Annotated in this window: 22 protein-coding genes; 11 read left to right on the top strand and 11 right to left on the bottom strand. The window is 58.5% G+C overall.

Annotated elements, in window-relative coordinates:
* Window positions 1–49: 49 nt before the first annotated feature.
* Together satP and ACL2XO_RS25435 are read right to left on the bottom strand one after the other, a co-directional pair.
* Window positions 50–607 (bottom strand): acetate uptake transporter, encoded by a 558-nt coding sequence (gene satP, locus ACL2XO_RS25440; RefSeq protein WP_132924967.1) that lies wholly within the window; start codon window positions 605–607, stop codon window positions 50–52.
* A gap of 173 nt (window positions 608–780) precedes the next feature.
* A complete protein-coding gene (locus ACL2XO_RS25435) occupies window positions 781–1,536 on the bottom strand; it encodes an IclR family transcriptional regulator (protein ID WP_203520644.1) in 756 nt (251 codons plus the stop codon).
* Between the two features lie 86 nt (window positions 1,537–1,622).
* Between ACL2XO_RS25435 and ACL2XO_RS25430 the strand changes: the two genes are divergently transcribed.
* The 9 genes from ACL2XO_RS25430 to bhsA (ACL2XO_RS25390) all read left to right on the top strand — a co-directional run bounded on the left by ACL2XO_RS25430 (window position 1,623) and on the right by bhsA (ACL2XO_RS25390) (window position 9,665).
* Window positions 1,623–3,284, top strand: coding sequence for a hydantoinase B/oxoprolinase family protein (locus tag ACL2XO_RS25430; protein ID WP_413741814.1), 1,662 nt, complete (start codon window positions 1,623–1,625; stop codon window positions 3,282–3,284).
* The gene (locus ACL2XO_RS25425) at window positions 3,281–5,323 is read left to right on the top strand and encodes a hydantoinase/oxoprolinase family protein (protein WP_413741813.1); all 2,043 of its coding nucleotides are present in this window, start codon (window positions 3,281–3,283) and stop codon (window positions 5,321–5,323) included. The genes ACL2XO_RS25430 and ACL2XO_RS25425 overlap by 4 nt, the downstream gene beginning before the upstream one ends.
* Window positions 5,324–5,350: 27 nt before the next feature.
* On the top strand, window positions 5,351–6,133 hold the full coding sequence (locus ACL2XO_RS25420) for an ABC transporter substrate-binding protein (RefSeq protein ID WP_413741812.1): 783 nt from the start codon (window positions 5,351–5,353) through the stop codon (window positions 6,131–6,133).
* A gap of 52 nt (window positions 6,134–6,185) precedes the next feature.
* The gene (locus ACL2XO_RS25415) at window positions 6,186–6,980 is read left to right on the top strand and encodes an amino acid ABC transporter ATP-binding protein (RefSeq protein WP_413743110.1); all 795 of its coding nucleotides are present in this window, start codon (window positions 6,186–6,188) and stop codon (window positions 6,978–6,980) included.
* A gap of 37 nt (window positions 6,981–7,017) precedes the next feature.
* Entirely contained in the window at window positions 7,018–7,716 is a 699-nt protein-coding gene (locus ACL2XO_RS25410) for an amino acid ABC transporter permease (protein WP_413725846.1), read from the top strand.
* Window positions 7,717–7,782: 66 nt separating this feature from the next.
* On the top strand, window positions 7,783–8,235 hold the full coding sequence (locus ACL2XO_RS25405; protein ID WP_243701507.1) for a MarR family winged helix-turn-helix transcriptional regulator: 453 nt from the start codon (window positions 7,783–7,785) through the stop codon (window positions 8,233–8,235).
* A gap of 368 nt (window positions 8,236–8,603) precedes the next feature.
* Window positions 8,604–8,861 carry a multiple stress resistance protein BhsA gene (gene bhsA / locus ACL2XO_RS25400; protein WP_132924981.1) on the top strand — a complete coding sequence of 86 codons (258 nt, stop codon included), beginning with the start codon at window positions 8,604–8,606 and terminating at the stop codon, window positions 8,859–8,861.
* Between the two features lie 134 nt (window positions 8,862–8,995).
* Window positions 8,996–9,250, top strand: a complete 255-nt coding sequence (bhsA, locus tag ACL2XO_RS25395; protein WP_132924983.1) for a multiple stress resistance protein BhsA — start codon at window positions 8,996–8,998, stop codon at window positions 9,248–9,250.
* Window positions 9,251–9,407: 157 nt separating this feature from the next.
* Window positions 9,408–9,665: a multiple stress resistance protein BhsA gene (bhsA, locus tag ACL2XO_RS25390; RefSeq protein WP_413725845.1), complete on the top strand. Its 258-nt coding sequence runs from the start codon at window positions 9,408–9,410 to the stop codon at window positions 9,663–9,665.
* 107 nt (window positions 9,666–9,772) lie between these two features.
* Here the strand turns inward: bhsA (ACL2XO_RS25390) and ACL2XO_RS25385 are convergent, their stop codons facing one another.
* From ACL2XO_RS25385 to ACL2XO_RS25360, 6 genes are all read right to left on the bottom strand, one after another.
* Window positions 9,773–10,300 (bottom strand): DUF1993 family protein, encoded by a 528-nt coding sequence (locus tag ACL2XO_RS25385; RefSeq protein ID WP_132924987.1) that lies wholly within the window; start codon window positions 10,298–10,300, stop codon window positions 9,773–9,775.
* A 110-nt stretch (window positions 10,301–10,410) separates the two neighbouring features.
* Window positions 10,411–11,688: a putative hydroxymethylpyrimidine transporter CytX gene (gene cytX, locus ACL2XO_RS25380; RefSeq protein WP_413741811.1), complete on the bottom strand. Its 1,278-nt coding sequence runs from the start codon at window positions 11,686–11,688 to the stop codon at window positions 10,411–10,413.
* A 44-nt stretch (window positions 11,689–11,732) separates the two neighbouring features.
* On the bottom strand, window positions 11,733–12,533 hold the full coding sequence (locus ACL2XO_RS25375) for a class I SAM-dependent methyltransferase (RefSeq protein ID WP_413741810.1): 801 nt from the start codon (window positions 12,531–12,533) through the stop codon (window positions 11,733–11,735).
* Window positions 12,534–12,616: 83 nt separating this feature from the next.
* Window positions 12,617–13,126 (bottom strand): YgjP-like metallopeptidase domain-containing protein, encoded by a 510-nt coding sequence (locus ACL2XO_RS25370; RefSeq protein ID WP_203520663.1) that lies wholly within the window; start codon window positions 13,124–13,126, stop codon window positions 12,617–12,619.
* Between the two features lie 353 nt (window positions 13,127–13,479).
* Window positions 13,480–14,244, bottom strand: a complete 765-nt coding sequence (idnO, locus tag ACL2XO_RS25365; protein WP_413725841.1) for a gluconate 5-dehydrogenase — start codon at window positions 14,242–14,244, stop codon at window positions 13,480–13,482.
* 60 nt (window positions 14,245–14,304) lie between these two features.
* Complete coding sequence (locus ACL2XO_RS25360) at window positions 14,305–15,180, bottom strand: SIS domain-containing protein (protein ID WP_203520665.1); 876 nt, start codon at window positions 15,178–15,180, stop codon at window positions 14,305–14,307.
* A 458-nt stretch (window positions 15,181–15,638) separates the two neighbouring features.
* On the opposite strand from ACL2XO_RS25360, the gene rpiB reads away from it, so the two are divergent.
* Both rpiB and ACL2XO_RS25350 read left to right on the top strand, forming a co-directional pair.
* Window positions 15,639–16,094, top strand: a complete 456-nt coding sequence (rpiB, locus tag ACL2XO_RS25355) for a ribose 5-phosphate isomerase B (protein ID WP_132924999.1) — start codon at window positions 15,639–15,641, stop codon at window positions 16,092–16,094.
* A gap of 275 nt (window positions 16,095–16,369) precedes the next feature.
* Window positions 16,370–17,122, top strand: coding sequence for a glutamine amidotransferase (locus tag ACL2XO_RS25350; RefSeq protein WP_413741809.1), 753 nt, complete (start codon window positions 16,370–16,372; stop codon window positions 17,120–17,122).
* A gap of 98 nt (window positions 17,123–17,220) precedes the next feature.
* Here the strand turns inward: ACL2XO_RS25350 and ACL2XO_RS25345 are convergent, their stop codons facing one another.
* The 3 genes from ACL2XO_RS25345 to ACL2XO_RS25335 are packed head-to-tail and all read right to left on the bottom strand — an operon-like array spanning window position 17,221 to window position 19,685.
* On the bottom strand, window positions 17,221–17,352 hold the full coding sequence (locus tag ACL2XO_RS25345) for a DUF2474 domain-containing protein (RefSeq protein ID WP_413726851.1): 132 nt from the start codon (window positions 17,350–17,352) through the stop codon (window positions 17,221–17,223).
* Window positions 17,330–18,337: a cytochrome d ubiquinol oxidase subunit II gene (gene cydB / locus ACL2XO_RS25340; protein WP_132925004.1), complete on the bottom strand. Its 1,008-nt coding sequence runs from the start codon at window positions 18,335–18,337 to the stop codon at window positions 17,330–17,332. The genes ACL2XO_RS25345 and cydB overlap by 23 nt, the downstream gene beginning before the upstream one ends.
* A gap of 1 nt (window position 18,338) precedes the next feature.
* Entirely contained in the window at window positions 18,339–19,685 is a 1,347-nt protein-coding gene (locus ACL2XO_RS25335) for a cytochrome ubiquinol oxidase subunit I (protein WP_413741808.1), read from the bottom strand.
* Window positions 19,686–19,875: the final 190 nt, after the last annotated feature.

Raw genomic sequence — 19,875 nt, 5'->3', positions numbered from 1 at the left:
AGTCCAGCAATTCGCAAAGAGAAGGCCCCGGTTAAGAGGCCCGGGTACTTCAGCCCACCGGCAGGATTTTGCGGCCGAGCTGCTCGTTAATGACCTGCGCCATGGCCAGGTAAATGGCGCTGGCGCCGCAGAACAGCCCGACATAGCCTGCTATCACCAGCAGCGGTTTGTTGGCGGTGATATCACCGATGGCCAATAAAGCGAACAGCAGGGTCAAGGTGCCGAACACCACCTGTAATGCCCGGCTGGCGGCCAGGGTGGCGAAAAACATGAACAGCGTGAACACGCCCCATAGCGCCAGATAGACGCCGAGGAACACTTCATCGGCGGGATCGGCAAGCCCCATGCGCGGCAGGACCAGGATACCCACCAGGCTGAGCCAGAACGCACCGTAAGAGGTAAAGGCCGTAGTGCCGAACGTATTGCCGTGTTTGTATTCCATAATGCCGGCAATCATTTGCGCGATGCCGCCGTAAAAAATGCCCATACTGACGATAATGGACGTTAAAGGGAAAAAGCCCGCGTTATGCAGATTAAGCAATACGGTGGTCATACCAAAACCCATCAATCCCAGCGGGCCGGGGTTCGCTAACTTGGTGGTGTGCATATAGCCTCAGTGATAGAAAGAAAAAGCGAATTCATTATCCCCATGGCCGCGCGGTGAGGAAAATCATCCCATCGCGCAGCCTGGGCCGCAGCATCATAAAGATCCCGGCGCGATGAAACAATGATTTGAACAGGCTATTAGTAGGGGAATATCCGGCGGTTTGCCCGGTGATGTCAATGCCATCCCAGCCGGCTGCTCAGGATGGCGGCGTAATTTTTCACTGCGGCGATAAGCGCCTCGCCGTTTTCGTTGAACCGGCTGGAAATGGCCGCCACATTCAGTGCCGCCACGGTTTCGCCTTTGCCGTTGAGCACCGGCGCGGCGACCCCGGAACCGCCGATGTCGATCTCCTGATCGGATACCGCGTACCCGTCTCGTCGGGCCTTGGCGATATGGGCCTTGATTTGTCCGCGGTCCACCAGGGTATGCCTGGTGTACTGCACAATACGTTCCCGTGACAGGTAATTATCGATTTGGGCGTCGTCCCGCCCCGCCAGCAGGGCACGGCCCATGGCGGTGCAATAAGACGGCAGACAGCTGCCGAGGGGGGATTCATACCGCACCGGTTGCGTGCCGCTGCAGCGTTCCAGCGTTTTCAGGCGGCCTTCGCCGTTGAGCACGCCGAGCATAATGGTTTCACCGCAGCGATCCCGCAGTTCGCGCATTACCGGCAGCGCCATTTCGCTAAGGCGCGCCTCCGGCCCGCAAATCCAGCCCGGACCCTCGCGAAAGGCGTTATTAAGCTGATAACGGTCCGTTTCGTCCCGTATGGCGTAACCCCGCGATACCAAGGTGGCCAGCAGATTATGGGTACTGCTTTTCGGATAGCCCAATTCGTCAACAACTTCTTTCAGGGACAGGGGTTTTTCCTCATGGGTCAATAATTCAAGCACTTCCAGCACCCGCACCGCGCTTTTTACTTCGTTCATGTATGTGAATCCTATTCTTGTTGCTGAACCAATTTTTACTATGCTAGAACATTTATTACAATCATTATTCACTGGCAGAGTTACCGATGAGCCATGCAGCGCCGCTGGACCCCATAGCAATCGAGCTTGTTCGTCACGCTTTCCATTCCATTTGTGATGAAATGGCGGAGTCTCTGGTGCGTTCCAGCCATTCCCCTAATATCAAAGAACGGCGGGACTGTTCGTGCAGCGTTTATGATGTCAACGGCGATATCGCCGTCCAGGCGGAGCATATTCCCATCCACCTGGGCGTTATGGCGGGGGCCTTGGGTCACATCCTGGCCGCGTATCCGGCGGCAGAAATGGCGCCGGGAGATGCTTTCCTGGTTAATGATCCCTACTATGGCGCTAATCATCTGCCGGATTTTATCGTCGTCGGACCGCTGTTCGCCGGGGGCGAGATGGTGGGCTTCGCCGCCAGCATGGCGCACCATACCGACGTGGGCGGACTGACGCCGCGCAGCATGCCGGCCACCGCCACCGAAATTTTCCATGAGGGCTTGCGCATCCCGCCGGTGAAGCTGGCCGCCGCCGGCGCGGTGGATCAAAACCTGCTGACCCTGATCGGCGCGAATTCGCGTTTGCCCGAGGAGCGCATGGCGGATCTCGGCGCGCAGATTGCCACCATTCAGGTGGCGCAAAACCGTATCGACGAACTGGCCCGTCGTTATGACATGGCGCAGTTGCGGTTCGCCATGGCCCAAATCATCCGCCTGTCGGAACAGACCACCCGCGCCTGTATCGCCGCACTGCCCGACCAGGTATGGACCGGCGAGGCCCAGGCCGATTTCGGCGGCGTCATGATTCCCCTGCGGGTCGCCATCAGTAAAAATAACGACGTGCTGAATATCGATTTCACCGGCAGCGGGCCGCAAACCGAGAGCCCGTTCAATTCCTGCCTGGCCAATACCCTGGCCTGCGTGTATATGGCGGTTCGCATTACCCTGGCGCAGGGCATCCCGGCCAATGCCGGCATGTACCGCGCCCTGAATATCACCATCCCGGACGGTTCAATCCTTAATCCCCGCTTCCCGGCGGCCATTTCCGCCGCTACCCAGGTGTCTTACCATACCTTTGAAGCCTTGATGGACGCCCTGTCGGCGTTTTCGCCGGCGCTGGTGCTGGCGGGAACCGGCGGCGGCGGGGTATTTTCCTTTGGCGGCCCGAATCCGCGCACCGGCCGGCTGTTCGCCTATGGCGAGGCGCTGGGGGGCGGTTCCGGCGCCAGTCATGTGGCGGACGGTGAAAGCGGCATGATACCGCCGGTGGCCAATTTGCACGATACGCCGGTGGAAGTGCTGGAAATGAGCCTGCCGGTGCGCATCCTGCGTTACGAACTGGTGGAGGGATCGGCGGGGCGGGGGCGCCAGCGCGGCGGCTTCGGTCTGCGGCGCACCTTCCAGATGCTTACGCCGGTGCGCTGCTCCTTCCAGGTCAGCATGCCCACCCGCGGGCCGGACGGTTTACTGGGGGGAACCGCCGGCGCGCCGACCCGCATCATCGTGACGCCGCCGGATGCGAAACCGCGGCACATTACCGGTTTTAGCGAGCTGTCGGCCCCGGCGGACACACTCATAGAAGTGGAAACCGCCGGCGGCGGCGGATACGGCCCGGCCGCGGAACGGGACTCCACGGCCGCGGAACAGGACAGGCTTTATGGCTATGGCGTCCATGGGTTGGGCTTTCAGGCACAGGAGAAGCAAGCATGACCGGTTTATTGGCAGCCGTGGACGTGGGCGGCACCTTTATCGATGTGGTGGTCAGCAACCCCGCCTCGGGAGAAACCCGTATCGCCAAGGTTCTGCACCGCAAAGGGGATCAGGGCAACGATATCCTGGCGGCCCTTGATGCCCTGGCGGTGGAAATGGGCGCCCGCGCCGCCGATATCGAGGCGGCGGTGGTGGGGACGACGGTGGTCACCAACGCACTGCTTGAAGGCGCGCTGGCAAAAACCGCCTTGTTGACCACCGAAGGATTTCGCGATGTGCTGGAAATCGCCCGCATGACCCGGCCCTCCTCCTACGATCTTCACGCCAGGCGCGCGCCGGTGGTGGCGCCCCGGCATTTGCGCCTTGAGGTGCCGGAACGCCTGGATTTCCAGGGCCGGGTATTGAAACCCCTGAATGAAGCGGCGCTGGACCGTTGCATTGAGCGCCTGCGGGAAGCCCGGGTGGAGGCGGTGGCGGTAAGTTTGCTGTTTTCGTTCGTCAATCCGGAACATGAACGGCGGATCGGCGAGAAGCTGGCGGCGCTGGGGGTGCCCGTCTCGCTGTCATCCGAGGTTTTGCCGGTATTCCGCGAGTACGAGCGCACCACCGCCACGGTGCTTAATGCCGCCACCATGCCGGTGATGGGGCAGTTTCTCACCGGTCTCGAAACGCTGAAAGATAACGGTCCGGCGCGGACCTTTGTCATGGGTTCCGCCGGCGGCTGCCTTACCTTTGCCGAAGCCCGGCGCTTTCCGGTGAAATGCGCCATGTCCGGTCCGGCGGGCGGCGCGGTGGGGGCGTTGGAACTGTCGGCCCGCCACGGACTCGGCGAGGCCCTGACGCTGGATATCGGCGGCACCAGTTCGGATATCGCGCTGCTGCGCGGCGGCGCCATTCCGGTCACCGATGAACGGACCATCGGCGGTTATCCGGTGGCGGTGGCCTCGGCGGAAATCGAAACCATCGGCGCCGGCGGCGGTTCCATTGCTTATCTGGATCGCACCGGATCCCTCAAGGTCGGTCCCCAGAGCGCCGGATCCACGCCGGGGCCGGCCTGTTATGGCCGCGGCGGCGACCAGCCGACGGTGACCGATGCCCATGTGGCGTTAAACCGCCTTGGCGTGCGCAGCATGCTCGGCGGCGATTTTGTCCTGGATCGCGATGCCGCCGTGGCCGCCATCGAACGGCATATCGCCGCGCCCCTGGGCCTGAGCTGGCAGCGGGCGGCCCAGGGCATTTTGCAAATCGCCACCGCCAACATCGTGCGCGCCATTCGCGCCATGTCGGTGGAGCGGGGGCACGATCCGCGCCATATGACCTTGATTGCCTTCGGCGGCGCCGGCCCGCTGCACGCGGTGGATGTTGCCCGCGCGCTGGATATCCCCAGGGTGTTGATTCCCTATTATTCCGGCGTGTTTTCCGCTCACGGCATTTTGTCGGTGGATATCGCCTACGACGCCCAGCGCACCTGGCTGCGCACCCTTTCCGCCATCGATGCGGCCGAACTGGCGGCATTAACCGGCGAAATGAGGGAGGCGCTGCTGGCGCGGGCCGCCGCCGACGGTTTTATGCCGGCGGAGCTGGTTATCGCCTGGTCGGCGGATTTGCGCTATCAGGGGCAATCCCATGCCCTGACGGTGGATTTACCCACCGCCGACAGCGAAGGATTGGCCGCCAGCCGGACGGCATTTCTAGCAGAGCACCGGCGGCGCTACGGCCATGCCTCCGAGACCCTGCCGGTGGAGTTACTGAATCTGCGGCTGAAAATCAGCCGGCCGCGCCCCGCCGCCGGCGAAGCGGCCACCGCATCGACCCGGACCGCTGAGCCGGCGGGCCGGCGCCAGGTCTGGCTCAGCGCGGAAGCGTGCGTCGAATGTCCGGTCTACCGGCGTACCGAACTGCCGGAAAATTGGCGCGCCATTGGCCCGTTGGTGATCGAACAGTTCGATACCCTGACGCTTATCGGCGCCGGCGACCGGGTGGAGGTATTGCCCGGCACCCGAGCCTTGTCCATAGTTATCAACCCCCAAACCGTTTGACAACCAAGCACCCCGAGGAGATACCGAATGAAATTTTCTATAAAGCACGGCACGGCACTGCTGGCACTCGCCGCCACATTAAGCGTCTGTGCCTGGTCGGCCCAGGGGGCTGAAGGGTTTACGAAACTGCGGGTCGCCGCCGATCCCAGCTATCGGCCGATCTCCTTTCAGGATCCGTCGGGCAAGCTGGTGGGATTTGACGCCGACTTCGCCGCCGCACTCGGTAAGCATATGGGCGTGCCGGTATCCTACGAGGGGATGGCTTGGGACGGTATTATTCCCGCCCTGCAGGGAGGCAAGATCGATGCCATCACCAATCTGGTGATTAGCGACGATCGCAAAAAAGTGGTGGCGTTTTCTGAACCGATCATGACGCAAACGATTGTCCTGGTAGTCAAAGCCCACTCCGACCATGAACAGCTCACCGCCGCCGATCTGGGCAAACTGAGGGTGGGTGTCATGGTCAATACCGCCGCCGCCACGGCTCTGCAGTCCATGCAGGGCGTTACGCCCACCACCTACAATACGGTTGTGGACGCCTATAATGATTTGATGCTCGGCCGTATCGATGTGGTGGCGGTGGAAAGCGTTAACGGAGCCTACATCGTCGCCAGCCAATACGCCGGTAAGCTGGCGGTGGTGAAACAGCCGCTGACCAATGACGTTAAATTGAACGGCGTGGCGCTGCGCAAGCAGGACACCGCCGGATTGCAGCAGGTCAATACCGCCATCGACAAAATGAAAGCGGACGGAACCCTGGCCGCCATCGCCGTCAAGTGGTTCGGCAACGCCGACAACGTGCCGAAATAAACCGGGCGCCGGTGTGTTTATAAGATTGCTATGAGGCCGCAAGATGCCAGATATGACGGATAGGCCGCCGGGGAACGATGAAATGCCGGTGCTGCGAATCGCCGGACTTTGCAAATCGTTCCACGGCGTTCCGGTGCTGACTGATGTCTGTCTTGATATCGCACGGGGTGAAACCGTCGCCATCATCGGGCCCAGCGGCGCGGGCAAGACCACCCTGCTGCGCTGCGTGAATTTCCTTAACGGTTACGACAGCGGCAGCGTGCTGATCAGGGGCGAACAAATCGGTTACCGCCAGGTGGGACAGCGGCGTATCGAAGACAGCGACGCCAATAACAGCCGCATGCGCCGCAAGACCGGCATGGTGTTCCAGCGTTTTGCGCTGTTTCCGCACCTGAGCGTGCTGGAGAACCTCATTGAGGGACCGATCCGGGTCCTTCGGCAGCCGCGCAGGGTGGCGGTGGCGCGGGCCATGGCGGTATTGACGTCGGTGGGCCTGGCGGATAAGGCCCAGGCTTATCCCGCCTGGCTTTCCGGCGGCCAGCAGCAGCGGGTGGGCATTGCGCGGGCGCTGTGCATGGAGCCGGAACTGCTGCTGTTTGACGAGGTGACGTCGGCGCTGGATCCCGAGCTGGTGGGAGAGGTGCTGGCGGTTATGCGGCGCCTGAGCGAGGAGGGGCGCACCATGCTGATGGTTACCCATGAACTGCGTTTCGCCCGTGATGTTGCCGACCGCATCGTGTTTATGGAGCAGGGGCGCATCATCGCCGATCTCCCGGCCCGGCAATTCTTTGAACAGCCGCCCAGCGTTCGTATCGAAGCATTCCTGGCGTCCAGCGCGTCAAAATAGCGATGGCTTAGTTGTTAATTAGGGGATGGTCCGAGCAATGATTGACTTTTTGGTGGCGTATTCGCCGCTCTATTTAAAAGGCGCCCTGGTGGGCCTGTCGCTGACGGTTTTCGCCATGATCGGCGCATTGCTGATAGGTCTGCTGGTGGCCTTGGGCCGGCTATCCCGCCGTACTCCGCTGCGTTTGCTGTGCCTGTGTTATGTCACGCTGTTTCGGGGCGTGCCGCCGCTGGTATTGCTCTATCTGGTGTATTTCGGACTGCCGGCCTGGGCCAGTCAGGCCGGCAGCCCGGTATTGATAAAACTGCTGAGTCCGCTGGATAACCGCCTGTTCGCCGCCACCCTGGCATTTGCGGTAAACGCGGGCGCCTACACCGCCGAAATCATCCGCGCCAGCATTACCTCCATCCACAGCGAGCAGCTGGAAGCCGCCCGCTCCATCGGCATGACCTACCCGCAGGCCATGCGGCGTATAATACTGCCGCAGGCCTTGCGGGTGGCGTTCCCGCCGTTATGCAATGAGTTCATCATTGTGCTCAAGGGCACCTCCCTGGCCTCGGTGATAGGCGTGACCGAACTGATGCGTAACGCGCAGATGGTCGCCTCTGCCACCTTCCTGAATCTTCAGGCCTATCTGCTGGCGGCGCTGTTTTATGTGGTCATGGTTATCGTGCTGCAAATCGCCTCCAGCGCCATAGAGCGGCGGCTGGGCTCGCCCGGAGGCAACCGGTCCTAATCTTTTTCCCTTGGCCGTTTAATTTGTTACAGTACTCTTTTAGCGGGCGTTGGGACGACCAGGGGAATGATGGACAATAAACAGCGCGAACCTGAAATAAGCGCCGTGGCCATGGCGGGAGAGCTGCGGCTGGTGCTCGGCAATCTGAGCCGTCGATTGCGTGAACAGGCGCATCCCGGGGATTATACCCAGTCGCAAAAATCGGTTATTCTGCGCCTTGAGCGGGAAGGCCCCGCCACCGTCACGACCCTCGCCAAGGCCGAGGGCGTCCGCCCGCAGTCCATGGGCGCCACAGTGGCAACGCTTGCGGCCGCCGGTATGATAAGCGGCACGCCGGACCCCACGGACGGCCGCCAGACGCTGTTATCCCTGACCGAGCGCTGCCGCGAGCTTATCAAGGCCGGCCGGGCGGCACGTGAAGACTGGCTGTTCCATGCCATCAGCCATCATTTCGCCCCTCACGAGCTTGAACAGCTCGCCGAGGCGATCCAGCTGCTTAAGCGCCTGGCGGAAGCCTGAGCGAGGCAATGCCGGCGGTATAAGCCGCTGAGCTTGTTGACAAAGTGCCCGGTCGAAACAGGCTGCAAGCGCGTAAACACGCCGTGACTCCCCCTCCGTCACCGGGTTTTTTCTCCTTCCCTTCATGCCCCATGCCCTATATAATTAACGAATGTTAATTAAAGTAGGTTTTTGCCGGCGAATCGAGCTTGAAAACAAGAAAATTTAAACTTTTTTTATCATTATTTTCAGTCTCTTAAGTAATAAATTAACGATCGATAATAAAAAGTTGTTGATCGGCCGAGGTGAGAGGGATAGTATTTAGTTATCGAACGTTAAGAAATTAACGTCAAAGACAAAAACCCTTAAATTACGAGAGAGACAACATCATGAAAAACGTAAAATACACCATCGCCGCCATCGCACTGGGCACCCTGTCATTCGGTAGCTTCGCCGCTGATCTGGTCAGTTCCGCTCCGGCCAACCAGCAGCAAGTCGGCGTCATCAGCGTGAGCGGTGGCCACGACGTAACCTCCATCGAAAGCCAGCTGGCGGACAAAGCCGCCCAGTCCGGCGCAAAATCATTCCGTATTACCTCGGTCACCGGTAATAACCAAATGCACGGCACCGCGGAAATATATCAGTAAGCTTATTTATCGGTAAACGAATAGCCCCGGCGGGGAATTAAATCCCCGTCCGCTGAATAAAAAACGCATCTGCAGGAAATAACGATATCGCTGTCGCTATTTCAAAAGCACTTTATTAAAGAGAGACCGTGGAAATGAAAAACATTAAATACGCCATCGCCGCCATCGCATTAGGTAGCTTGTCATTCGGTAGCTTTGCCGCCGACCAGGTCAATTCGGTCCCGGCCCGGCAGCAGTCAATGGGCGTGATAAACGTCAACGGCTACGACGTGACCTCTGTGCAAAGCGATCTGGCGGAAAAAGCCGCCCAAGCCGGCGCCAAATCGTTCCGTATCATCTCGGTGACCGGTTATAACGAAATACACGGCAAGGCCGAATTATATCAATAAGCACTGTTTGAAATTGATAATCAGCAAAAAGAATTAGCACTAACAAATTGCCCCGGAGGGAAAAGATATTCCCCTTCGCTGAAAATAATCATCTGCATGAAATAACGATATCGCTAATCGGTATTTCAAACATTACTTTTAAAGAGAGACCGTGAAAATGAAAAACGTAAAATACACCATCGCCGCCATCGCACTGGGCACTCTGTCATTCGGTAGCTTCGCCGCCGATTTGGTCAGCTCGGCTCCGGCCGAACAGCAGCAAGTGGGCGTAATCACCGTTACCGGCGCCCATGACGTAACCTCTGTTGAGAATCAGCTGGCGGAAAAAGCCGCCCAGTCCGGCGCCAGATCGTTCCGTATTACCTCTGTTACCGGCAATAACCAAATGCGCGGCACCGCGGAAATCTACGAATAATGGTATGACGGATAAATGAGCCAGGGTAGGATGCCCCGGCTAAGCATCAGATTCAAAGAAACGCCGGCAAAATCCAGTGATTTGCCGGCGTTTTTTAATGCCAATTTTTATTCGAAAGAGCCTAGATAATCTTTTTTACCGATCGCCAGGCCCAGGTGACGCAAGATGTCGTAGGCGGTGGTGATATGGAAAAAGAAATTCGGGATCGCCATTTGGAATAGGTAGTCATTACCGGTGAAGGATTTTTCGCTGCCGCGCATGTTCATCACGACGGGGCGTTCGCCGCTGTGTTCAAACTGCTCCGGATGTAAATTACCCAGAAAAGTCAGCGTCTTGGCAATACGGGTCTGCAATTCGTCAAAGGTGCTTTCGGTATCGGGGAAGCTGGGGATTTCACAGCCCGCCAGGCGCGCAGCGCCGCCTTTGGCCGCATCGCTGGCGGATTGGACCTGTCTTGCCAGGGTGAACATATCCGGCGCCAGCCGCGCGTTGATCCAGTCTGACGGCTCGATGCCCTGTTCCTGGACATGGGCCGCCGCTTTAGCCAGCAGGGAGGATAGATTGGTCAGCATGCGGATAAAAACAGGCACTGATGCCTGATAAAAACTGATGTTCGGTTGTGCCGTGGTAACCATACAAAACCCTCTTAGGGTAATCGAACAGAAAAAAAAGAGTAAGGCGCCGGTGGCGCCCTCTCGCAGCCGCTATCAAATTAGGGCCGACGCCCGGTGCCGTCAATGTTTTTCTAACGAGCGCTATTAAATTCCCCCCGCCGGGCCAGGCCAAGATGCAGCAAACCGGCAATCAACAGCGACGGCAGGGTGGCGCCCACCTGGGGATAGTCCCGCAACAATAGCTGATACACCGCGATACCCACGATCCAGGCGGCGAATGCCCGCCAGGACAAACCGGCGCCGGGGGCCGGATTGCGGCGGCGGCGGACCAGGAAATGTTCCGCCAGCACCACGCCGAACAGCGGTGAAAAAACCGACCCGATAAGCAGCAGGAAATTTTCGTATTGGGATAACGGCACCTGCCAGGCGATGAGGGTGCAGATGAGGCCGATAATCAAGGTCAAGGGCTTCACCTGGCGTGGAATGAACAGCGCCGAGGAGAGCGCCGCCGAATGGATGTCGGCAAAGGCGTTTTCATTTTCGTCAATGAGGATCAATAGCAGCGGGATGCCCAGGGCGGCGCCGGACAGCGCCACCAGCAGCGCGTTGGCGTCGCCGTTGCCCACATACGCCAGAGCATAGGCTCCGCCCAGAACCATCATCCACAGGCTGCCCAGCAGGTAACCGCCGAGGGTGCCGAGAAAACTTTGCCGCGCGCTTTTGCCGAAACGGGTGTAATCCCCGATAAGCGGCAGCCAGGACAGCGCCATGGAGATAACGATATCGCAGCCGGCGGCAAACGGCAGGCTGCCGTTGCCCGCCGCCGCCGCCAGCCGGTGAATGTCCCCGTGCCGCCACAGGGACAGGCTCAGCCAGGCACAGGCGATAAGCAACAGATAAATCCCCCAGCGCCGTAATACCAGCCGGATAAAGGCCAGCGGGCCACCCAGGGCGATGGCCGTGGCGCCGATGCCGAACAGCCATGTCCACAGGGCGGCATTGGCCCAGATAGTCTGGCTGCCCAGCGCGCGAGCCGCCAGCAACGACGCCGCATCGCGCATCATGACAATCTCGAAGGCGCCCCAGCCAATCAGCTGCAGCAGATTCAGCAGCGCCGGCACCGAGGCTCCCTTTTTACCGAGGCTGTAGGCCATGGAGGCCATGGAGGAGCGTCCGGTATCGAAACCTATCACGCCGGCCAGCGCCAGTAGCAGGCATCCCAACAGCGAACCCAGCGTGATGGCATAGAGGGAATTCACCATGCCCATGCCGGGGGAGAGCACGGCGCCGGCCTGCAGCACCGCCAGGCCGATGCCCAGGGAGAACCATAACGAAAAGAAGTCCCGCCATCCCAGGACCCGGTCGGTCTCGGTAATGATCCTGTCCGGAGCGTATATATTGTTTTTCATCGGGTTATCAGTTTTTTTACACGGATAACGACAATAGCACAACCTTATTCCGGCGTAGACGGCGAATCGATGCCGCGACCGACAATTAATTTCAGTGAGCCGTCAAAACTCGGCTGGGTGCGCAAATGACCGTACCTGGCATCCCAGGCGCCGGAGACGAGATCGCGCGTCAAATGCCGCACAAAGCGCTCGGCGACGGACGGATCGACGAAGCTCCAGGCGGAATTCGCCCGGCGCGCGCCGGGATCAAGCAGGGCTTCCGGCCGGCCATAATAGGCTTCGCCGAAACCGTCGCTGCAGTGCAAGGGGATCGGGACCGGCCGCACGCTGGCGTGTTTGCCCAGCGCCGCCGTCAGGCTGCTCATGGGCGGATAGCGCTTCGCTTCCACCGCGATCATTTCCGGCGCGTAGTCATTCAGCCAGGATTTGGTAAGCTCACCGGGATCGCAGGACAGGATAACGATGGGGCCGCGAACGACGCGGCGCATCTCCGCCAGTCCCTGGGCCAGGTTCTGCCATTGATGTACCGTGAACGTCGCCATGCCGGCATCAAAGATCCCGTCGGCAAAGGGTAGCGCCTCGGCCACGCCTTCAATGGCCCGGGGCAAATGCGCCGGCCGCTGGGCGCGCATCGAGGCGGAGGGTTCCAGGGCGGTGACCTCAAGATCGGTGGGTTCGTAGGAACCGGCGCCGGCGCCGACGTTCAGTATCGTGCGCGCGGGCCGGAGGGCATCTCTGATTAAACCGGCGATGGCGGGATCGAAGCGGCGGTAGCGGGAATATTCCCGGCCGATAACCCCGTAATCCGCATCGCCGGCGCTGCCGTCGTCGAAACGCTCAGACAAAATTAACCTCCTGATGGATATAGTGGCAGGTCTTCTCTCTCTATAGCTTAAATGGTTCTCCATGTGCCGCGGCACTGGCATGGCTAGTCCCGGTTTTCCCCATCCGCCAGCGCAAGCTGGGTCAACCAGAGACGGGTATCGAATTCAAGCTGATGATAGCGGGGCTCCATATGGCAGCACAGCTGATAGAATGCCTTGTCATGCTGTTTCTCCTTCAAATGCGCCAGCTCATGCACGGCGATCATCCGCAGCAAGTCGGCGGGCGCCTTTTTGAATACCGTGGCGATACGGATTTCCGCCTTGGCCTTGAGTTTGGCTCCCTGAATACGCGATACGGCGGTGTGGAGGCCGAGGGCATTCTTAATCACATGAATCTTGCTGTCCCAGGCAACCTTGTCCACCGGCGGCGCATTCCGCAAATAGGCGTTTTTCAACCCGACCACATACTGGTAGAGCGCTTTGTCGCTGGTGACGCTATGGGTTCCCGGATAGCGCTGCTGCAATACCGCTCCCAGGCGCTGCTCGCGAATCAAGGTCCGCACCTGCGCCAGCAGATGCTCCGGGTATCCCTGCAGATAAGTCAATTCGGTCATGCGTGGTCGCGCCGCTGTAGTTATCGAGTTATGTGGTTACGCCCGGAGAGTCCAACGGCGTCCATGAGACGATTATACCCGCTAACGGGCAATAGGGCGAAGGAGGGATAACGGCACCGGCGGCCGATAATCACGCCGGCCGGCGGTGGGGTAACGATTTCGTGAAGTGCAGCACTTTCTGGCCGGCGTAACCATGGAAAATGAAAAGCACAGGGAAGCAGTGGCTTTTGACAATAATCTAAAAAGGATAGCGCACGGACCGATATCTGCCGCTGAAAGCCTGGAACCGCCGGGCATCAAGCGGACGGGGCGTGCGCATTTTTTTCGCCGCGCCAACGGCCAGGGGGAATCAATCAGACCGCTACGGACATGCCGCCATCCACAAACAGCAGGTGTCCGTTGACAAAATCAGAGGATTTCGCCGCAAGAAATACCGCCGCGCCGATGAGTTCCTGCGGATCGCCCCAGCGTCCGGCGGGGGTACGTTTGGTGAGCCAGGCGGTAAAAGCGTCATCTTCTTCCAGGGCTTTGGTCATATCGGTACTGAAATAACCGGGGGCAATGCCGTTTACCTGGATATTATAGCGGGCCAGCTCAACGCACATACCGCGGGTCAGCATTTTCACCGCGCCTTTAGACGCGGCATAGGGTGTAATATTATCCCGACCCAGTTCGCTTTGCATCGAACCGATATTGATGATTTTGCCGCGGTTCCGTTTCACCATATACCGTGCGACGGTCTGGGAAACCAGAAACACCGCCTTTTGGTTCACGGCGATAACGTCATCCCACTCCTGCTCCGGAAATTCGGTAAAGGGATGGCGCCGCTGGATACCGGCATTATTTATTAACACATCTATGGCGCCGATAGTGGATTCAATGCGCTGGACGGCGTCCTTGACGGCGCCGCTGTCGGTAACGTCAAACGGCATCGCATACGCGGTATAACCCTCTTCCCGCAATTCACGCACCGCGTTATCCGTACCCTCGGCGGTGGTGCCGTTGATAATGATATCCGCTCCGTACTGCGCCAGTCCCCGGGCCAGAATAAAACCTATACCCCGCGCGGAACCGGTGATTAATATCTTTTTGTTCTGCAATGAAAAGAGCTCGTTCATTAGAACTTCCTCTGGAATCGACTCAAATAACCAACCGTACCCAGGATCGTAGCCGCTGTTTTATCCTTTGCCATGTAAAGGTTTGACTATTTCGATGCTTCGTTCCAGTTTTTCTTTTGCTCCATGATAGTCCTGCAAAACAAGGGCAATAAACAGCGTATCCAGCAAATTGAGCTGAATAATGCGGGCTACGGCATTCTGGCCTAATAACGGACCGCCGCGGGCGGGGCTGAAGATGGACAAATCGGACAGTTGCGACAGAAGCGAAACATTATCATTGGTAATACAGATGATTTTTGCGCCCCGGTCCTTAGCCACCTGCACGGCCTGCAGCAGTTCTCGGGTATCGCCGGATTGCGAAATAACAATCACCACATCCCCTTCCGCTAGCTGGCAGGCCACCATGAGCATCAGGTGATAATCGTTATAAGAGTGGCTGAGGATGCCGATGCGTAATAGCTTGTGCTCAAAATCCAGGCACACCGTGGCCGAACCGCCGACGCCGAACAGCGTAACATGCCCGGCCAGCAGTATCAGTCTGGATGCTTCGGCGATAACCGTCGGATCAGCGACGGACTGGGCCTCTTTTAACGCATTGATGGAATTATTGAATATTTTATCCAGCACCAGCTCAATGCTGTCGTCCTCAGAAATTTCTTCTTCTTTATCAAAAGGCAGAGCGGCAAAATAGGACCATAACGCCTGACGCAATTCACGAAAACCGGTATAACCCAGTTTTTTAGCCACTTTGACGATAAGGGGTTCCGAGACATTCAATGACGAAGCGACGTGTTTGATACTGGTTTGTTTATCCACGTTTCCTCTGGTGATGAACCACTCGGCGATGCCGCGCTCCGTCGTATTGAGCAGCGAGAGCGACATTTTTATCTTAGCGCCAATCGCCAAGGCATTTTCGTTATTGATCAAATCCACCATTTACCACCCTCCTTAACAGGTCAAGGCTGTCAGTTATAGCAAACCGGCCGGTGATAATGCCATCCCGCCAGGGTTTGAAAAAGCATGACAATACCGGCCATGGCGGAATATTCATAGAAATAAAAAAATTTGTGAAGATTTGCCAAGGGCTACTAAAACGAAGGAACCGGCGCGGTCTGCCGAATGCACCGTTGACTCACGATGGATATTATTGCATTACGCAGTGTCATGCCATAAAATCGGTCAGATGACAGGCATGGCCTGATAAAATATGTCTCGTTATTGCGATTTTTTTGAAAGGCATAACTTCACAATAATTTTTAATAATATTAAGTATTTTATTTTGAAGTTTAGTATCCATGAACAAATGCACCGGTGATATCTCCCGGTTCAGGGGGCCCTGTTCGGGTAGCTCTCTCTATGCGGATAATAGCCCGGGACGGAATTGAGGTTAGCAAATGATGAAAATTGCCATCGGCTGCGATCATGTGGGCTGGTTATTGAAGCCCGAGATAGTCAGCCATTTGGAATCCAAGGGTATCTCTGTCATCGATAAAGGCACCTATACGTCGGAGCGCACCGATTATCCCCTCTACGCCAAGTCGGTTGCCGATGCGGTGATGAACCATGAAGCGGATCTGGGTATCCTGATCTGCGGTTCCGGCATCGGTATTTCCATCGCCGCCAATAAAGTGCCGGGCATCCGCGCCGTGGCCTGCAGCGAGCCTTATTCGGCCAAACTCTCCCGCCAGCATAACGATACCAATATCCTGGCCTTCGGCTCCCGCGTGGTAGGCGGCGAACTGGCGAAGATGATCGTTGACGAGTGGCTGGCCGCCGAGTTTGAAGGGGGTCGCCATCAGCGGCGGGTAGAGCTCATCGGCAAACTCGAGCAAGGGGATTCCCTGGACTGACTGAACGAAACAGTGCGCGCCGGGTATCAGAGGGCCTGCCATAGGCCTGATGACGCCGCCTTGGTCTATACGCTATTAGCATTTTTCTTGCTAAGGTAATCGTTAATTAGCATGGAAAAGCCCCCATCGCCGGTAGACCTGGCGGCGCCGTGGCAGGCATAATGGAATAACGAACCGGCGTCAACGCTGTAGCCGGCATGACTTTGCATGACGTTGTGGCGCGATCGGTATCGATCCCGCCGGCATTCAAATCAGCATAAGAATTGGAATCAGCAATGGACTTACCCTTTTACGCACCGCTGGCGATTGTCCAGATGGGAGAACCGCCGACGGCCATCGCCGCCGAGGTGGGGGAGCAGTACCAGTGGTTTGTGGACAGACTCGGCCTGGAATCCCATGAATATGTCTTGATCCGTCCCTATCGCGGCGATCGGTTGCCCGATCCGGATCGGATTTCAGCGGCTATCATTACCGGGTCCTGGTCGATGGTTACCGATCATGCTCCCTGGAGCGAGATTACCGCCGCCTGGATCCGCGGGGTACATGCCCTGGAACTGCCGTTACTGGGTATCTGCTACGGACATCAGCTTATCGCTTATGCGCTGGGGGGCGTCGTTGCCGATAATCCCCGCGGCTGGGAAGGGGGATTGCAACAGGTGCGGATCACCGCCCGCGCCGACGACGATCCGCTGCTTGGGGGGTTGCCGGGGCAGTTCGCCGTCTGGCTGTCCCATTTGCAGACGGTGCTGCGTCCTCCCGCCGAGGCGCGGGTATTGGCCGTCTCGCCCCGGGATGATTGCCAGATCATCCGCTATAGCCCGCAAACCTTTTCGCTGCAGTTCCATCCCGAATTCAGCCGGTCCCTGATGGCGAGCTGTCTGCGCCACAGCACCCGGAGCGGCGCCAAAGAGCAGTTGGCAAGCCTGCAATCGCAGACGGAACCGGAGTGGCCGGCGCTGATTTTGCAGCGCTTTTATGAGAACTGGCGTAATAACCGTTCCGGGCTGGCGAACAGCAACGCCGCATAACGTTAGGTTAATTCCATAGCCGGCGGGGCGCTTGGTATTCAGCTTCCCGGCATGGCATGATGTCGGCTGGCCGGCGGCAGATGATTAGCCATATCCGCTCAGTGGGTTCGCATGCCGGCCGCGGTCATCAGCAGCCGGAACAGCGTGGCGACCACCCCCAGCGCCAGCACGCTGGCCGCCCATAGCGCCAGCAGCCATAACAGCCGTTTAATGGTATCCCTCGTGGGGATTGATTTTTCCGCGGAAGACAAAATAGCTCCAGAAGGTGTAAACCAGAATTACCGGGATGATCAGCAGCGCCCCCACCAGCATGAATCCCTGGCTTTGCGCCGGCGCCGAGGCGGCCCGGATGTCGATGGCCGGCGGAATGATGTTGGGCCAGATACTGATGCCCAGGCCGGTGAAACCCAGAAAAACCAGTATCAGCGTCATCATGAACGGTGAAAAATCCGCCCGGCGGCCAATGCCCCGCCACAGCCACCCGGCGCAAAGCAGCACCAGCAGCGGCACCGGCAGAAAATAGAACAGATTGGGCAGTGCAAACCAGCGCCGGGCTATGGCCGGATGCGCCAGGGGCGTCCACAGGCTGATAACCGCTATCGCGGCCAGCAGCGCCAACAGCAGGGGTTTCGCCAGCCGGTACATATGCCGCTGCAGATCCTGTTCGGTTTTCATAATCAGCCAGGTACAGCCCAGCAGGGCATAGGCCGCCATCAGTCCCAGTCCGCAAAACAGGCAAAACGGCGTCAGCCAGTCAAAAGCCGCGCCGGCGAACCGCCGTCCCGTCACCGGGAACCCTTGAATAAAGGCGCCCACCACGACCCCCTGGCAAAAGGTGGCCGCCAGTGAACCCAGCATAAAGGCGCGATCCCAAAAAGGCCGATGGGCAAGGGTGGCTTTAAAGCGGAATTCAAACGCGACGCCGCGAAAAATCAGCGCGAACAACATCAGCGTAAGAGGGGTCGACAGCGCGTCGATAATCACCGAGTAGGCCAATGGAAACGCGCCGAACAGTGCGGCACCTCCCAGCACCAGCCAGGTTTCATTCCCGTCCCACACCGGCGCCACGCTGTTTACCATCTGGTCGCGGGCAGAGCGGTCCCGGGTCATGAAAAACAGGATGCCGATGCCCAGGTCAAAACCGTCCATGACGATATACATCAGCGTGGCGAAAATGATAATCACAAACCAGATGACGGGCAGATCGATACCCATGTTATTTCCTCTCAACCATGTTCTCTTTACCAGAAGGAGGGCCTTGACGTATCAGCCGCATCATATAGCCGTAGCCCACGCCGAATACCGAACAGTAAATCAGGACGAATGCCAGCAAACTCAGGCTCATATGCAGTGAACCATGGGCGGAAACCGCATCTTTGGTACGAAGCAGACCGTATACCACCCAGGGTTGCCGGCCGGCTTCGGTGGTGACCCAGCCCGCCAGGATGGCGATTAATCCCGCCGGTCCCATCAGCAGGGCGAAACGCAGAAAAATCCGTGAACGATACAAGCGCTGGCGGCGGCGCAGCCAAAGGCCGGACAGCCCCAGCAGGATCATCAGCATGCCCAGGCCGGCCATGACGCGGAATGACCAGAAAACGATGGTGGAATTAGGCCGGTCCTCCTTGGCAAAACTGTTGAGCGCCGGCACCTGCCGCTGCAGGCTATGGGTCAGGATCAGGCTGCCCAGATAGGGTATCTCCAGCGCATAGCGGGTTTTCTGCGCCGCCATATCGGGCAATCCCGCCAGAATCAGCGGGGTCGCCTGGCCGGGGATATTTTCCCAGTGCCCTTCGATGGCGGCGATTTTAGCCGGCTGGTATTGCAGGGTGTTCAGTCCGTGCATATCGCCGATGACCGCCTGGATCGGCGCGACAATCAAGAGCATCCACATCGCCATGGACAGCATTTTCCGTATGGTCGGGGTATCGTTGCGCCGCAGCAGATGCCAGGCGGCCGATGCGCCGACGAACAGGGCGCTGGCCAGGAAGGCCCCGGTGGTCATATGCAGCAGCCGGTAGGGAAAGGAGGGATTGAAAATCACCTCGAACCAGTTGACCGGCACTACCTGCCCCCGTTGGACGATATATCCCTGCGGGGTTTGCATCCAGCTGTTGGAGGCCAGGATCCAGAATGTGGAGATGAGCGTGCCCAGCGCCACCATGCAGGTGGCGAAGAAGTGCAGGCCGTTGCCCACTCGCTGCCAGCCGAACAGCATGACGCCGAGAAAGCCGGCTTCCAGGAAAAATGCCGTCAGGACCTCGTAGGTCAGCAGCGGCCCGGTAATGCTGCCGGCGAATTGGGAAAAGCCGCTCCAGTTGGTGCCGAACTGATAGGCCATCACCAGCCCCGACACCACCCCCATGCCGAAATTGACGGCGAACACCTTCGACCAGAAGTGATACAGGTTGCGGTAGTCTTCATCGCGGGTTTTCAGCCATAAGCCTTCCAGCACCGCCAGATAGCTGGCCAGTCCGATGGTAATGGCCGGGAAAATAATGTGAAAAGATACCGTAAAGGCAAACTGAATTCTGGCAAGGTGGAAAGCATCTACCCCGAACATGGCGAACCTCGCGCTAACGGCTGAATCGTTGATAACCGGCTAGGTTATCTTCCAGGAGGATCATAGAGGGTTGAGACGGTGTATAACAGCAACAGAAAAGCTGATTTATGCTATAACAGTTTCCGCCGGGGTGAGGTTTTCCGCCGGCGGCGGCGCGGTTGGCGGGGTGTTTAAACAAGGAGGCCGGTGG

Source organism: Sodalis sp. RH15, assembly GCF_047324255.1.
GTDB lineage: Bacteria > Pseudomonadota > Gammaproteobacteria > Enterobacterales > Enterobacteriaceae > Acerihabitans > Acerihabitans ligni.
The sequence above is the reverse complement of the archived record's forward strand: the minus strand, read 5'-3'. Positions and strand labels throughout refer to the sequence as shown.

Excerpts from the sequence above, each read along its gene's own strand:
- satP (WP_132924967.1), bottom strand. The coding sequence starts at position 607 with ATGCACACCACCAAGTTAGCGAACCCCGGCCCGCTGGGATTGATGGGT.
- ACL2XO_RS25435 (WP_203520644.1), bottom strand. The coding sequence starts at position 1,536 with ATGAACGAAGTAAAAAGCGCGGTGCGGGTGCTGGAAGTGCTTGAATTA.
- ACL2XO_RS25430 (WP_413741814.1), top strand. The coding sequence starts at position 1,623 with ATGAGCCATGCAGCGCCGCTGGACCCCATAGCAATCGAGCTTGTTCGT.
- ACL2XO_RS25425 (WP_413741813.1), top strand. The coding sequence starts at position 3,281 with ATGACCGGTTTATTGGCAGCCGTGGACGTGGGCGGCACCTTTATCGAT.
- ACL2XO_RS25420 (WP_413741812.1), top strand. The coding sequence starts at position 5,351 with ATGAAATTTTCTATAAAGCACGGCACGGCACTGCTGGCACTCGCCGCC.
- ACL2XO_RS25415 (WP_413743110.1), top strand. The coding sequence starts at position 6,186 with ATGACGGATAGGCCGCCGGGGAACGATGAAATGCCGGTGCTGCGAATC.
- ACL2XO_RS25410 (WP_413725846.1), top strand. The coding sequence starts at position 7,018 with ATGATTGACTTTTTGGTGGCGTATTCGCCGCTCTATTTAAAAGGCGCC.
- ACL2XO_RS25405 (WP_243701507.1), top strand. The coding sequence starts at position 7,783 with ATGATGGACAATAAACAGCGCGAACCTGAAATAAGCGCCGTGGCCATG.
- bhsA (WP_132924981.1), top strand. The coding sequence starts at position 8,604 with ATGAAAAACGTAAAATACACCATCGCCGCCATCGCACTGGGCACCCTG.
- bhsA (WP_132924983.1), top strand. The coding sequence starts at position 8,996 with ATGAAAAACATTAAATACGCCATCGCCGCCATCGCATTAGGTAGCTTG.
- bhsA (WP_413725845.1), top strand. The coding sequence starts at position 9,408 with ATGAAAAACGTAAAATACACCATCGCCGCCATCGCACTGGGCACTCTG.
- ACL2XO_RS25385 (WP_132924987.1), bottom strand. The coding sequence starts at position 10,300 with ATGGTTACCACGGCACAACCGAACATCAGTTTTTATCAGGCATCAGTG.
- cytX (WP_413741811.1), bottom strand. The coding sequence starts at position 11,688 with ATGAAAAACAATATATACGCTCCGGACAGGATCATTACCGAGACCGAC.
- ACL2XO_RS25370 (WP_203520663.1), bottom strand. The coding sequence starts at position 13,126 with ATGACCGAATTGACTTATCTGCAGGGATACCCGGAGCATCTGCTGGCG.
- idnO (WP_413725841.1), bottom strand. The coding sequence starts at position 14,244 with ATGAACGAGCTCTTTTCATTGCAGAACAAAAAGATATTAATCACCGGT.
- ACL2XO_RS25360 (WP_203520665.1), bottom strand. The coding sequence starts at position 15,180 with ATGGTGGATTTGATCAATAACGAAAATGCCTTGGCGATTGGCGCTAAG.
- rpiB (WP_132924999.1), top strand. The coding sequence starts at position 15,639 with ATGATGAAAATTGCCATCGGCTGCGATCATGTGGGCTGGTTATTGAAG.
- ACL2XO_RS25350 (WP_413741809.1), top strand. The coding sequence starts at position 16,370 with ATGGACTTACCCTTTTACGCACCGCTGGCGATTGTCCAGATGGGAGAA.
- cydB (WP_132925004.1), bottom strand. The coding sequence starts at position 18,337 with ATGGGTATCGATCTGCCCGTCATCTGGTTTGTGATTATCATTTTCGCC.
- ACL2XO_RS25335 (WP_413741808.1), bottom strand. The coding sequence starts at position 19,685 with ATGTTCGGGGTAGATGCTTTCCACCTTGCCAGAATTCAGTTTGCCTTT.